At 37.0% G+C, this 14,869-nt stretch carries 12 protein-coding genes; 5 read left to right on the top strand and 7 right to left on the bottom strand.

Features of this window, described 5'->3' with window-relative positions:
* Positions 1-37: 37 nt before the first annotated feature.
* A complete protein-coding gene (locus VLZ86_RS02340; protein WP_325448326.1) occupies positions 38-2,242 on the bottom strand; it encodes a RelA/SpoT family protein in 2,205 nt (734 codons plus the stop codon).
* Positions 2,243-2,928: 686 nt separating this feature from the next.
* Here VLZ86_RS02340 and VLZ86_RS02335 point away from each other — a divergent pair.
* Together VLZ86_RS02335 and VLZ86_RS02330 are read left to right on the top strand one after the other, a co-directional pair.
* Positions 2,929-4,191, top strand: a complete 1,263-nt coding sequence (locus VLZ86_RS02335) for a putative DNA modification/repair radical SAM protein (protein WP_325448370.1) — start codon at positions 2,929-2,931, stop codon at positions 4,189-4,191.
* Between the two features lies 1 nt (position 4,192).
* A complete protein-coding gene (locus VLZ86_RS02330; RefSeq protein ID WP_325448324.1) occupies positions 4,193-4,972 on the top strand; it encodes a TIGR03915 family putative DNA repair protein in 780 nt (259 codons plus the stop codon).
* A gap of 60 nt (positions 4,973-5,032) precedes the next feature.
* On the opposite strand, the gene VLZ86_RS02325 is transcribed toward VLZ86_RS02330, so the two are convergent.
* Positions 5,033-5,485, bottom strand: coding sequence for a hypothetical protein (locus tag VLZ86_RS02325; RefSeq protein ID WP_325448322.1), 453 nt, complete (start codon positions 5,483-5,485; stop codon positions 5,033-5,035).
* A gap of 336 nt (positions 5,486-5,821) precedes the next feature.
* Between VLZ86_RS02325 and VLZ86_RS02320 the strand changes: the two genes are divergently transcribed.
* Positions 5,822-6,709, top strand: coding sequence for a hypothetical protein (locus tag VLZ86_RS02320; RefSeq protein WP_325448320.1), 888 nt, complete (start codon positions 5,822-5,824; stop codon positions 6,707-6,709).
* Between the two features lie 102 nt (positions 6,710-6,811).
* Positions 6,812-8,035 (top strand): class I SAM-dependent rRNA methyltransferase, encoded by a 1,224-nt coding sequence (locus VLZ86_RS02315; RefSeq protein ID WP_325448318.1) that lies wholly within the window; start codon positions 6,812-6,814, stop codon positions 8,033-8,035.
* 113 nt (positions 8,036-8,148) lie between these two features.
* Here VLZ86_RS02315 and VLZ86_RS02310 read toward each other — a convergent pair whose 3' ends face one another.
* Both VLZ86_RS02310 and VLZ86_RS02305 read right to left on the bottom strand, forming a co-directional pair.
* Positions 8,149-8,325 carry a hypothetical protein gene (locus VLZ86_RS02310; protein ID WP_325448316.1) on the bottom strand — a complete coding sequence of 59 codons (177 nt, stop codon included), beginning with the start codon at positions 8,323-8,325 and terminating at the stop codon, positions 8,149-8,151.
* Positions 8,326-8,413: 88 nt separating this feature from the next.
* Complete coding sequence (locus VLZ86_RS02305) at positions 8,414-9,004, bottom strand: hypothetical protein (protein ID WP_325448314.1); 591 nt, start codon at positions 9,002-9,004, stop codon at positions 8,414-8,416.
* 176 nt (positions 9,005-9,180) lie between these two features.
* Between VLZ86_RS02305 and VLZ86_RS02300 the strand changes: the two genes are divergently transcribed.
* The gene (locus VLZ86_RS02300; protein WP_325448312.1) at positions 9,181-11,466 is read left to right on the top strand and encodes a glycoside hydrolase family 20 protein; all 2,286 of its coding nucleotides are present in this window, start codon (positions 9,181-9,183) and stop codon (positions 11,464-11,466) included.
* A 144-nt stretch (positions 11,467-11,610) separates the two neighbouring features.
* Here VLZ86_RS02300 and VLZ86_RS02295 read toward each other — a convergent pair whose 3' ends face one another.
* From VLZ86_RS02295 to VLZ86_RS02285, 3 genes are all read right to left on the bottom strand, one after another.
* Entirely contained in the window at positions 11,611-12,102 is a 492-nt protein-coding gene (locus tag VLZ86_RS02295; protein ID WP_325448310.1) for a YdcF family protein, read from the bottom strand.
* Between the two features lie 84 nt (positions 12,103-12,186).
* A complete protein-coding gene (locus VLZ86_RS02290) occupies positions 12,187-14,244 on the bottom strand; it encodes a glycoside hydrolase family 20 protein (RefSeq protein ID WP_325448308.1) in 2,058 nt (685 codons plus the stop codon).
* A 294-nt stretch (positions 14,245-14,538) separates the two neighbouring features.
* Positions 14,539-14,869: M48 family metalloprotease (locus VLZ86_RS02285; RefSeq protein WP_325448305.1), on the bottom strand; the 331-nt coding region annotated here is incomplete at its 5' end.

The following is a 14,869-nucleotide window of genomic DNA, read 5'->3' as shown; positions in this document are numbered from 1 at the left end:
AATTCATGCCGAAACTTCGGGGGCAAATTTACACCTTTTAAACTCTTATAACCTTATCAATCCCGTTAATTTTTTTTAGATTCTCCATGAGCTTTTTAAGCATGGTATTATTCTTGACGATCACATTGATTTTGCCCGAAAAAACGCCGTCATCACTTTGAAAACTAATGCTTTTCATATTCACGTGCATATTGGAAGAAATGACTTTGGTAATGTTATTTACCAAGCCTAAATTGTCAATTCCGGACAAGGTTATTTGTGCTGCAAATTCCTGCTGTGATGAGTCAATCCATTTGGCCTGCATGATTCTGTAGGCGTAGTTGGATTGCAGGCTTAAAGCATTTGGACAGTTTTTTTTATGGACTTTAATCCCTTCATTAATCGTCAGAAACCCAAAAACGTCATCCCCCGGAATCGGGTTGCAGCAGGCAGAAAGTTTATAATCCAGCTTTTCTTCCTCCTTACCAAACACTAAACTGTCATAATTGGCAGTAATTTCATCTTTATCAATGTTTTGAACGACCGTTGGTTTACGGATCTTGCTTTTGATATAACTCATGAAAGCATTACTTCTAGACGAAGCAAAGTCTTTAAGCATAGGGTTATCAATGGATCCAATTCCCACTCTGTAAAATAAATCCAAACTAGTTTTGAGTTTGAAGAAGACCACCATTTCATTGATGGATTTCTCATCTAAATTAATCTTCAGTTGTTTTAATTTTCGCCTTAAAATTTCCTTGCCCTCTACGGCAACTTCTTTCTTTTCATCCTTTAATGACGATTTGATCTTGCTTCTTGCCCTTGCGGTAGTGGCATAATCCAGCCAGTTACTGTTTGGTTTAATGTTTTCTGAAGTCAGTATTTCTACTTGGTCTCCACTTTGTAACTCATGACTTAGCGGCACTAATTTCCCATTGACTTTGGCACCTCTGGTTTTCATGCCAATTTCAGTATGGATGCTAAACGCAAAATCAAGTGGTGTTGCGCCTTTTGGCAGAGATTTTAAATCGCCTTTTGGAGAAAACACATAAATTTCCTTAGAATAGAGATTGAGCTTAAACTGCTCAACAAAATCGACTGCATTGGTTTCATTGCTTTCCAAAGCTTCCTGAAGCTTATCAATCCAAGTGTCCAACGCATCTTCAGCATGGCCTTCCTTATATTTGTAGTGTGCTGCATAACCTTTTTCGGCAATCTCATTCATGCGCTCACTCCTAATCTGCACTTCCACCCAACGTCCTTTTGGACCCATCACCGTAATGTGCAAAGCTTCGTATCCTGTAGATTTAGGCGAAGAAATCCAATCCCGCAATCGGATTGGGTTCGGAATGAAATGGTCCGTTACAATGGAATAGATTTTCCATGCGAGAAATTTTTCATTGGCAAAATCCGATTTATAAATAATCCTTACCGCAAATTTATCATAGACTTCATCAAAGGAAACGCCTTGTTTGAGCATTTTTCTGCGGATGGAATAGATGGATTTTGGACGCCCTTTGATGTCATAACTTAAGCCTTCCTTGTCTAAAGAATCTTCGATTACCTTGGAAAACGCTTTGATATAGGCATCTTGCTCTTCTTTACTTTCTTTAATTTTATTGTGAATCTCATGATAAACTTCAGGTTCGGTATATTTTAAACCTAAATCTTCGAGATCACTTTTAATATTATAAAGTCCAATACGGTGTGCCAGTGGTGCATATATGTATAAGGTCTCCGATGCTATTTTTTCCTGTTTGTCAGGACGCATGGAATCCATGGTCTGCATGTTGTGGAGACGGTCCGCAATTTTTATGATGATCACCCGTACATCATCGTTGAGCGTCAACAGCATCTTTCTGAAGTTCTCTGCTTGTGTAGAAACATCTGCTTCTTTACTCAAGGATGAGATTTTGGTCAGGCCGTCTACAATTCGAGCTACGGTTTTGCCAAATTTCGCTTCAATATCTGCAAGGGTGTAATCTGGATTGTCCTCAACAACATCATGTAGTAACGCCGCAGCAATACACGTGGCATCAAGCCCAATTTCCTGAGCTACAATTTTTGCCACTGCAATAGGGTGAAAGATATAAGCTTCGCCTGATTTTCGGCGTTGATTTTTATGAGCATCAACAGCCATATCAAAAGCTTGTCTTATCAGTTTTTTATCAGCAACGGTAAGGGTTTGGTAACTTACCTTAAGTAACTCTTTGTAGGCTTTTGCAATAGCAGCATTTTCCTTTTCTATATCAACTTCTGTCATAAACTAAATGTAATACAAAGAAAAGAAATGAGCAATGTTTTTTGAGGGGAAATTGTCCCAATCTTCTATGAACACGTTGGGAGAAGGATAGGATTTGTGCTGCCATTTGGAGCATTGTCACTCTTTAAAGAAAAGGATTGGTAAAATTATAATAACCAACCAATAACCTAGATTCTAAAGTATTTTAAGACCTGAACTAGGAAATGTAGATAGCCATTTCTTAAGAATTTCCTGAATTCTTTATAATCCATGTTAACCATCGAAATTCTTTTGACACTATACCATTGGTTCCGTCCTGAACGTAATAAAATATATTTAAATGTATATGATGATTTTAGACTTGAGAGATAAGGTGTTAGTGGCGAAGAACGACTCTTAAATGTGATTGATGATAATTTTTCTTTAGGTAAGCAAAAAAAGGCAATGAACTGTCAAAGGTTTTTGTGCTTCAGAATATTCATGCAAAGATTTAAAGTAAAAAACTTTAAACGCTTGGCTTCAGTGATTACACCGGATTGATTGTGAAAATTGAAATGAAAGCTCAAGATTTTTTGAGTGGAAAATAACGGTCATTAAACGAATAAATATATAGGGTTTTAAGTTAGATTTTGAGGGTTTAAGGACAATGAATGCCGACAAAAAAAACTAATTTTGATGTTAATTCTAATAGTCCTAAATGGATTTTCATGTCTTTTGAACGTACTCAAGAAAAATTAAAAATCTTGGCGGATGCCGCTAAATACGATGTTTCCTGTTCCTCAAGTGGAAGTAACCGCACCAATACTAATAAGGGAATTGGTGATGCCACGGGCATGGGTATTTGCCATTCCTATACAGAAGATGGTCGCTGTGTGTCGTTATTGAAGATTTTACTGACCAACCATTGTATTTTTGATTGTGCCTATTGTGTGACTCGAAAAAGTAATGATATTAAACGGGCGGCTTTTAAGGTTCAGGAAGTTGTGGATTTAACCATCAATTTTTATCGTCGAAATTACATTGAAGGTTTGTTTTTAAGTTCTGGGATTTTTAAAAGTGCCGATTATACTATGGAACGTTTGGTAGCGGTGGCTAAGAAATTGAGATTGGAAGAGAATTTCAACGGCTATATTCATCTTAAATCCATTCCCGGAGCTTCTGATGAATTGATGAAAGAGGCAGGATTATATGCTGATCGGTTGAGTGTTAATATAGAGATTCCCACAAAAGAGGGTTTAAAATTGTTGGCGCCAGAAAAAAACCGGGAGGATTTTTTAAAGCCGATGCGAAAAGTTCAAAATGAAATCATCCAATATCAATCAGAAAAGAGAATCATCAAGAGTACTCCCAAATATGCGCCTGCTGGACAAAGTACACAAATGATTATTGGTGCCAGTGGTGAAAGTGATCAGCAAATCATGTGGACGTCCAATTATTTCTATAAGAAGTTCAATTTGAAGCGCGTATACTATTCAGGTTATATTCCAATCAGTTTCGATTCGCGATTGCCTCAAATTGGTACAGACGTTCCCATGTTGCGCGAAAACAGATTGTATCAAACCGATTGGCTCATGCGGTTTTATGGCTTTGAAGTCCATGAAATTTTGAACAATGAACATCAAAATCTCGATTTGGATGTGGACCCCAAATTAGGTTGGGCATTAAGAAATTTGGAACATTTTCCTATAGATGTCAATAAAGCGGACAAGATGATGCTAGCACGGATTCCTGGTTTAGGAATGAAATCTGTCCATAAAATAGTACAGGCCCGACAGTTTAGGAAATTGAATTGGGAGCATCTTAAGCTTATGGGAGTTGCTTTGAATAGAGCTAAGTATTTCTTGGTCTGTGATTCCAGAGATTATGAAAGACGCGATTTGACCGGACCGCAATTAAAGTCTATTATTTTACAAAACACGACGAGTAAATATCATAAGATTTTGAGTCCACAGTTGAATTTGTTTGAATAACATGGAAATCCCGCAAGAACATACCTTAGTTTACGATACTACATTTGATGGTTTTCTTACCTGTGTCTTTCAAGTGTACGAATTAAAATTAAAGCAGGTTTCTTTTCAAAGAAAAAACCAGGGACAGGAGTCTTTATTTGGGGAAAGCACAGAAATCTTTACGGATTTAAAAAAGGCTGATCGGGTTTGGAAAGGAATTAAAAGAAAGTTGACAGCAAGAGGAAGTTTACAACTGTATTACGCCTTCTTAAGTGAACAGGTTCAAATCGAATCCCTTTTGCTAAACTACATTCAACAGGCATTAAAAAGTGCCAGCCCACTTGATTTAAATTATGGGAATGGAACTGTTCTTAAAATATCCCAAATCGCGAAGAGTGTCGGAAGGGAGAAGCATAGAATGGAAGCTTTTGTCCGATTTAAATTGACTAAGGATGATATTTATTTCGCGAACATAGAACCTGATTTTGACGTTTTGCCTTTGATTTCCAACCATTTTAAAAGCCGCTATGCCGACCAAAAATGGATTATTTATGATTTGAAACGTCAATATGGCTTGTATTATGATTTACAGAAGGTAGAAGTGATGAATTTGACTTTGCCGGAAACCTTTGATCCTACCCAAACTGCCAGTGAGTATTTTACCCCTTCGGAGATCGAATTTCAAACCCTTTGGCAGAATTATTTTCAATCCACCAATATAGTAGCAAGAAAGAATACCAAACTTCATATTCAGCACGTTCCAAAAAGGTATTGGAAATATCTTAGTGAAAAGACGCCATAGGGATTTCAAGTCAATATTTTGTAAACTTCCTGCCGGTTTTGGAAGTATGAACCCTTGTATTTAATTGTTGTCAGGTCGTGGTCGGCTTCGTGGAATTGGTACCCGTATCCATTCCTTTTCAGCTTTTGGCTTGACCTCTTCTTTAACAACTTTTACCGGTGCATTAAGTTTCTTTAGATTTTGCTTTTTTTGATAGGCTACAAAAGGCTTTGAGGTCAGTGCGTAGTCGTACTTTAAGCGATGTATAAATATAGCGAATGGCTTGGTGGGTTTATAGGCATTTTCGGCTATTGCGACTTTTAAAAGTGTCCAATCAGGATTTTTATCTTTCGGATCGGGTCTCAACCGATTAAGATTATCTATGTATTTTTTATAATAGGTTTTAAAGAAAAGAAAGTTAAGATTGTTCAGTTTATTATAAAACTGGTCCAGATCAGTAGGTGTAATTTTAGCCTGGGTTTCTGAACTCGCAAGCTTTGTTCTAAATTCTGAGATTATGGTGTGAAAGCTCATGTGTTTTTGAAATTGGTTGCTTTAAAAAAGGGAGCTTTGAAGAGCCAAGTGCTCATCAGAAAAGTTCCGTATTTATTCCATGTAAAATTAATCAATCCTTTAAAACATACCATTTTTATCTTAAATATAGTTTTTCAAATTTTTAGATTTGCTTTACTTTTTAAAGAATTTCATCCGAATTCTATTATGGAAACGATAGTTTATGGCTAACTTTGCCAGACTTTAAAAACCTTAATTTTCAGACTATTTATGCCTCAAATGCTTTATAACCCTTTTCAGGATTTAATTTTCGACGAACATTTTTGCTTTCTTTCTGGAGTCTTAACCAACGAGAAAATGACCGTTTTCCCTGAGTGGCTGATGGCTCATTTTAAATTTGGCGATGAAAAAGTAGAGATGATGGACAAAGCGAAATCTTACCATTATGAGGATCTTAAATTGCCGTGTTCTCCTGAAGTAAAAAAAGCTTTTGACCACCTGGATGTGAAAATTCAAGAGGCTTATAAAAATGGTTATGAAGGCATGGCAGCGCTCGATCAAGAATTGCTTTTTCAATGGACAGGGAGAATGGTTTATGGTCTTTTATATTATGAAATGTGTTATGAAAGGGATGTGTTGCTAAAGAAAGGGGAGGAGTTCCAATTATCGCCGTTGCTCAGAAAGCGGTTTAGCGAATTTCATCTCATGCTTCAATCTATAATAGAACCGATCACGTTCATTGGAAAAAAACCATGGAGCATTGTTGTCTTTCCTCTTAAATATTCTGCGGATATTTTCAGCTATCGCGATGATACCATTAATTTAATGTTTTCTTTTGGAGTGAATGGCTTCGGATTTATTGCCTGCCTACAAGATAATGGAGTCATCAAAGAGAATCAAAAAGAAGTGCTTGAAAAGATGAAAGATCACGTATTACATCCAGTCCAGTTTGAAGAGTTGTACGCGAGGTTTCATTACACAGATTATATCTTGCAATATTCACCTCAATACAAAATTGATAATCGAGAGGATGGTATTACTATAGAAATTGACGAATCGGCAAAACCACCGCAGTTCGGGTTTTGGGATGAAGATGTTTATGCCCAATTGCTCTCCAATTACTGGCAGGTTTACGGCATTGAAAAAGATCATATCCTTCCTCCTCAAAGACCTAGGTTAAGTTTTCTTGAAAATCCATATACCAAGGATTTTGTGGATCCGCAGTCGATTAGCTTGCCGTTTTAATACTATGGGGGAACAATCTATTAAAGGACAGTTTAAATAATACTATCTGCATTGGATGAAATCATGCTTAAAAGGCTAAATTTGTATGTTTTTCCCATAAATATGTTTCACTATACCCTTCCGAATATTCAAGTACAACGATTAGCGGTCAAATTAAATCCTGCAGCTGAAAAGTTGGTCATGCAAATTGCCCATCCCTGGATATTCTCGAAAAATATTGAGAAGATCAACAAACCTGGAAACGCAGGAGATATCGCGATTTTATTCCGACAGAAATCCAATGATGTGTATGGCGTAGGCCTGTATGATCCGGAATCGCCCATTCAAATAAAAATGCTGCATTACTATAGCGGTAAAAATATTGATAGGCAGTTTTTCTCAGAAAAAATCGACGAAGCATTCGGTCTAAGAAAACCATTGTTGGAAACAAACACCAATAGTTACCGCTTATTGTTTGGTGAAAATGATGGATTTCCAGGATTCATTGCAGATGTGTATGCAGAGGTAATGGTTGTGAAATTGTATTCAGCCATCTGGTTTCCGTATTTAAAAGCTATTTTAGAGTTACTAATTGAGGTTTCGGGATGTCAAACTGTGGTTTTGCGTCTTAGCCGAAATCTTCAATCACAGAATCATTTCGATTTAGAGGATGGCATGATTTTATACGGAACCTTGGAAAACCAAGAAGTAGAATTCGTAGAACACGGTGTTTTGTTTACCGCCAATGTCATCAAAGGCCATAAAACAGGTTATTTTTTAGACCATCGCGAAAACCGAAAGAGAGTCGGTTTATTGGCCAAAAACAAAACGGTTCTGGATGTTTTTTCTTATGCTGGCGGATTTTCAGTCCATGCTTTGGCTGGTGGGGCAAAAGAAGTGACCAGTGTTGATATTAGTAAACAAGCTTTGGAATTGGCAACATCAAACGCTGCTTTAAATGGTTTTATGGACAATCATTACACCTTGGCTGGCGATGCGTTTTTAATTCTTGAACAATTAATTGAAGACGGAAATACCTATGATGTGGTGGTCATCGACCCGCCGTCATTCGCAAAAAGCCAAAAAGAAGTGGCTACGGCAAAACATAAATATGCTCAATTAGCTCGATTAGGCGCTAAACTTGTATCCACTAAAGGTGTTTTGGTACTGGCTTCCTGTTCGTCACGCGTAGTGGCCGAAGACTTTTTTGAGATCAATGAAACCGCCCTTCAATCTTCTGGACGTCAATTTGTAACGCAAGATCAAACCTACCACGACAGCGATCATCCCGTTACTTTTAAGGAAGGCGCCTATTTAAAATGTGGCTATTATAAATTCAGATCCTAAATATCAGTTGAAGTATCAAGTTTAACAGCGTCAATTAATTTTTTACTCTGATTCCATTGTGTGTAAAATAATATCGCCGCCGTGGCCATCACTCAGCAAGAATGGCAAAATAATTAAACAGCCGTCTGTCTTCTTTTTGCTAAAACATAGCCTATAATATTCAGTACAAATCCGATAGTGGCAAGTCCGCCAGCAATCATATTCATTCTGCCAGAATATGGATATTGAATGATCAAAAAGAGACAGATACCAAAGGCTACTAAACTTAAAGGATAAATTAAATTCTTCATAATTTGAGATTTATAGAATAAAAATCGTTGTTATTTCGCTGAAATATGTGAAAGATCCATATTTAAATTTTACCGCCCAGTGAATATCTTAATTTTCCGTTGCAGGCGTGATCATAACGTGTGATCGATGCGTGTTTGCATCCATCAACCAAGGCATGCCCGGTAATCCAGGTTGGGTAGGCAAACCGGTTTCTTCTGCGGTCATGTAAGGTCTGTATAACACATAGCGAATTCTACTGTTTTTCAATTCACCAGTTTCAAAATCCAGATCTTCCTGTTTGGCGGTAACCACATAAACGGCAGCCGGTTCTTTTGGCATTAGCAAGGCTTCTGCGTCGATTTCCTTTTTACGCAACTCGCGCTTTTCTGCTTCAGTTTTTCCTTCAGCAATAAATTCGCGACCTCTCGCCATGTAGGCTTCTAATTTATCGCTGTAACAAGACACGCTAATACGATCTTTGTGAGGATCATCAGCTAAACAAACAAGACCATTATTGCCCTCGCGGAGGGTGATCAATTTACCTTCTTGGTTATATCCTAAAATTTTTGCACCATCTTTATACATTTCAGGAGCCGCATAAAGTGCTGTTTTAATTTGACTTTCTACCGTTGGAATCTTTGTTTGACCAATGGCAGACGAGAAACAAATTAGTACTGATAAAAAAAATAGTTTTTGCATAATTGAATTTTTTAATTGGACTGCTTAAGGTACAAAACTTATTGGAAACTTTTAAGGGAAACAGAAATAAGAACCTTGTTTTACCGATAAAGTCAACATTTGAAAGGTCATTAAACCACACGATCTGTTATAAATTTAAATTATCTTGTCCCTCTTAAAAGCACACTTCCAAAATTATGAGATTTCTTAAACCAGTCTTATTTTGTATTTTATTTATTACGTTCTCCTGTAAAAAGGAGACTGTAGAAATACCAGGCATCATTCCACAACCAAATTTTATAAACTATGAGGACGGGACTTTTTTAATTACTGAAAACACCTCTATTGTAGGTGATGATTCAAAGGAAGCCCAATGGATGGCGAATGAACTAAAGTTCTTTTTGGATGAATATTTTAACCTGGATCTAAAGATTACCACATACTCTCAGTCAGACGCTATTCAATTGATAGTGAGTGAAGAGGGCGCGAAAAGCGAAGATTATCACTTAAAGGTTTCCAAAGGAGGCGTGATAATTAATGCCAACTCCTATCAAGGTGTTTTTTACGGCATTCAAAGTTTGAAACAATTGTTGACACCTAAAACCATTGTAAAAACGCCGATACTCAGTTTTGTCAATATCAAAGATGGTCCGGAGTTTGGCTGGAGAGGCATGATGCTGGACGTTTCGCGTCATTTTCTGGAAAAAGATTCGGTTAAAAAAGTAATTGACATTTTGGCCATGCATAAAATGAATAAGCTTCATTGGCATTTGGTAGATGGAATTGGCTGGCGAATTCAAATTGATAAATATCCTAAATTGACCGAGAAAGGCGCTTGGCGAAAAGTTAAAGAGCATAAAAAACCTTGGGAAGATTTTGAAACTACTTATGAAAACGCCGAAGGTGGAGTCTACGGCGGCTATTATTCCAAAGATGATATCAAAGAAATTGTGGCCTACGCCGCCGAACGCTATATTGATGTGATTCCGGAAATTGAAATGCCAGGGCATTCGGAAGCAGCCTTACAATGTTATCCTGAATTCATTTGCGAGGATACTGAAAACACTGGGGTTTATTGTGCCGGAAATGATGGTTCCTTTGAGTTTTTACAGAATATTATTAACGAGGTGGTGGAATTGTTTCCATACCAATATATACATATTGGCGGTGATGAAGTAGGGAAGGAGGCCTGGTTAAATTGTAAGAAATGTCAAAAACGAATGCGTGATGAGAATCTGCAAAGTGGCGAGGAACTGCAGAGCTATTTTGTAAAGCGTATGGAGAAATTTATACATTCCAAAAACCGTAAACTGATTGGTTGGGATGAAATCTTAGAAGGTGGTTTACCAGAAAGAGCGGCCGTGATGTCTTGGAGAGGATTTGAGGGCGGAATTGAAGCGGCCAATGCTGGCCATGATGTGGTCATGTCGCCCGCTTCACCTCTGTATTTTGATTATAACCAAGGCACAGGTGAGTTTGAGCCACCATCGTGGGGTGGATACAATAACCTGCTTAAGGTATATCAATTCAATCCCATTCCAGAAGATATTTCAGAAGATAAAAGACATCATATCCTTGGTGGTCAAGCAAATCTTTGGACGGAACAGATTAAATCATTGAGCCATATTGAATATATGATGTTGCCAAGACTTTCTGCACTTTCTGAAGCCCTTTGGACAAATCCAAGCCAGAAAAACGAGCAAGATTTCATTAAAAAAATCGATGTCCATTTTGATCGGTTAAAAGCCTTGGGCTACAACTTTTCCTGGAGTGCGCTTTCTCCCGATTATGAGGTTACGTATGACAAAAATGAAAAAAAACATGTTCTTGAAATACATAATGAATTGGGCATCTATGACATCCGATATACTTTGGACGGCTCTACCCCGTCAACGGCTTCTGAAATCTATTCAAAACCCATCCATTTTTCCGATCCCATCGATGTATATGCACAAACATTTAGAAATGGTCAGGCCATTGGATTTCCATTGAAAAAGCTGTTCTCTACAAATTTTACTGAGAAAACAAAGGTAATCTACAGCAATCCGTATAATGAAAGTTACAGTGGTGGTGGCGATCAAGCTTTATTTGACAATAGATATGCAAATCCGCGTGGTGACCATCCAAATTGGCAAGGTCTTCCACAAAAGGATTTTGAGGTGATCATTGATTTAGGAGAAACCACGACCTTGTCATATATTGGTTTGAATTTTTTTCAACATCTAGCGTCTACGTCTGTGATGTTGCCAACCGAAGTCACTATTGCCATTTCAAAAGATGGAAAGGACTATCAAACAGTTTACAATGAAACCTTGGAAACAATTAAGGACAGAAACCCCATCATTAAAAGAATTGAAACCTATTTCGAGAAACAAAATCTTTCTTTCATAAAAATCACCGCGAAAAATAGAGGTCAATTACCAGAATGGCATATTCGGAAAGGAGATGCTTGGGTATTTGTTGATGAGGTTTCGATAAAATAAAGGCTTCTGAAATTTGTAAGGTTTTTAGTGTTTTTCCTTTGGATTGCGGGTTGTGAGAACTTGTAGAAGCTTTGGGTTGAAAACACCAAATGTAGCTAAGTGGATATCACAACTCAATCCCAGCTATCCCAAACACATCTTTAACTAATAATAAAGTCCATTCTCAAGGATCGCGTTTATTGCTTTAGTTTCGTGTTGTACTAATGCATCATAAACATCCTTGTCCAGATTACTTTCTACACCAATGAAATCCATCGAATAATTTTTTAATATTTCATTGAAAATCAGTTTTACTCTATTGATATGGTAATCTGAAGTAATAATTGTCAAGTCAATGTTTTCTAATTTAGATAGGATTTCTTTAGCTTTAACAGCATCTTCAACGGTGTTTCCTGATAAAGCAAAATCTAAAAAAGCGACTTCTGGAATTCCGTTTTCAATAAAATACTGTTTTGCCAATGAGGCATGTGCATGTTCTGAAGTGTTAAAATGTGCGCCCCAGCCTCCCGTGCAAAGGATAAGGTGTCCTGGCTGATAGTGATTGACACAATAATTTAATCTGCTTTGGGAAATACCGCTTAGTTTTCCGGAAGGTGAATTTGGACTGCCTAATATGATCAACACCTCTTTTTTCATATATGTTTGAATTTTTTATAAATCTCCAATTCTTAGATTTAATCTTCAATTTACGAGTAATACGAACCGATTGGGTCAGAAACCTTATTGCTTTTTAACTTCTTTCGGCTTTTCAGGATTGATTAAGGCTAATTTTAGGTTTTTAATTTCTCCGGTGAAACCGTTATTGATAGCCCCTAATTTATCTAATGGAAAGGTTAATGTTTGTTGAAAATTGAAGCCATTTGGAAGTCCTTCAGTTTTTTTATACGCTGTTAAATAGTCGGTTTCTTCACCATCAACAAAAAGCTTTACACTTTTGTAGTCACCAACCAACCGAAGATTTTGCCACACGTTGTTTTTAGGTACAAAATTAAAGCTATAAGTAAAACCGTCACGAGAGAAGCCTAATTTGCCAGTTCCTTCCGTATTTAAGGTGAGGACTGCATAGTCACTTTGGAAAACAATTGCATTGTTGGTGTTGTTATCTTGGGGTTTGATATCAAAAGACACGTCATATGTATATCCCAAATTGGTGCCGCCTAATTTTATTTCTTGTTTACCATTAAAAGAAAGGGGCGATTGCCCCACTGTTGAGGCTATGCTTTTTAAACTTTCTTGAGTATACTGGCCACTCAAATTTATGCCAGGACCGTCAGATGATCCGTGGGCTAAAACTTCATAAGATTCCAGTGTTTTTTGAGGTGAAACCTTCCAGTTTTTTGTGCCAAAAGCTTTTATTACAGGCATGGTACGATAATGCACATCCAGTTGAGAAATTCCATTTTCCGTAATATCGTTCCACACTGCAAAAGTAGAACCTAAAAGACCTTTTTGAAATTCCGGTAAGGTGAGAATGGTATTCACTTTTTCTGGCCTGTAGTTTTGGTAGATCCATGGGATGTCCAAGAAATCTCTGTAATATCCTGCAGCAGGTACAATGTACAACCAAGTATCAGGTGTGGAAATGATTTCAAAACCTTCTTCGAGCATTTTTTCTGCATTTACCCAATCTTTACTCCAGGCATTCATAATGGCGTTTCCAGCAGGTTTTACTTCGGTTAAGGGTTGGTCCTTTAACCATTCCAATCCACCCCAAAGTCGAGGTCTTTTACCCAAATTGGCAATATAATTTAAATAATGATTCGTAAATTCACGAAATCTTGTGGCTTGTACATTGTCCACATCTCTTCCTTTACCTTCCTTGATATATTCATCCGTTCCAATGTGGACATCAGGTCCAACAAAGACCGGGTTTTCGCCTTTGATATATTCATCAAAAAGTTTATTAAAGAAATCATAGATCATAGGAAGTTTTTTATCATCAAGAATTGCTAAATGATCATTAGCATAAGGAGTAGAAGCTTCCAACATGGGATTATAGCGCGTAAATGCTAAAGAGTGGGCTGGGATATCTATTTCCGGGATCACATTCACACCGTGCTGCATTCCTAAAAGTTGCAAGTTTCGAAACTCATCTTTTGTATAATGGCCATCCTTGGCAGCCAATCCAGGATAGGTTTCACTTTCTAATCGAAAAGCCGCATAAGTTTTAGACCAGTCATAATCATAATAAGATTTAAAACCATTGTCATTTAAATGAACATGGAATTCATTCATCTTGTAATAAGCCAAAATCTTTACATAATCTCTTAAATAATCGATAGAAAAGAATTTTCTTCCAACATCTAACATAAATCCACGATTTGGATAGTCAGGATAGTCTGTTATTAATCCAGAAGGGATTTCGTTTTTATGGTTTTCAGTAAGTTGTAAAAGCGTACGGGTTGCCCAAAACACACCTGTTCTGGAAGCTCCGGAAATGGTTACACCTGTTGTAGTATCTACATCTAGTGTATACGCTTCATTATTTTTAAGAGTAGTATTGCTGTAAGCTAATAGAATTTCATTTTTTGAAGTTGCTTTCATTGCTGAGGTAGTTGAAATGCTTGCATCCATTTGAAACATGGTTTGCAATTCCTCTTTTAATTGCATTGCTATCGACATTAGGCTGTCGTTTTTGCTGGTATTGACCTTAATTTGGATAGAATTTGGAAGTGTGAAATCTCCAGACTTAGATACAAAATTTTGAACTTCTGGGATTACTTTTAAGGAAGTTGCTTGTGAAAACAGTTGAGGTGTTGATGCAAATAAAAATAGCATACATAAGTTGATTTTCAAAATGCAATTAATTCTTTTCATGGTAAGGAATGATAATTATAAATATTTTATTCCTTTTCAGCCTTGTAGCTAAAGTCACAAGTGAAAAAAGGAATGTTGAAAGTGGCACTTATGGGGTTAATGATTTAAATTCTAAGAGGAATTTGATTTTTGTTTAAATCTATGAAGAAATAATCTTTTGATGTAAGTAATTCTCTTATACAATCTCATGCTGAATTTGATTCTAATTAGATCCGCTTAATATTTCTCAGGCATTTTTCTTGTTCGATATAGTTATTATTTCCTCAAATTCCTCACCCGTTCCAAAAGTGTCGGATGCGAGTAATGCACCCAAACATACGCAGGATGCGGGGTTAAATTGCTCAAGCTGTTTTTTGAAAGCTTTTTTAAAGAGCTTACTAAAGGTTCGCTTTTGTAGGTGTTTTTGGCATAATCATCTGCTTGGTATTCGAATTTTCGAGAAAAATGGTTCATCACAAATCCAGTCAATTCCGAAATAGGCGAGTAGAGCAATCCAAAGGCAATCAATCCTACATGAAAACTAGGGATTTCCACACCAAGCGCATTGGACAACAATGGATTCGAAATAAAAATAGAGAGGATAAAT

Source organism: Gelidibacter sp. (assembly GCF_035515035.1).
Taxonomy (GTDB): domain Bacteria; phylum Bacteroidota; class Bacteroidia; order Flavobacteriales; family Flavobacteriaceae; genus Gelidibacter.
This window is presented reverse-complemented; position numbering and strand designations above follow the sequence as displayed.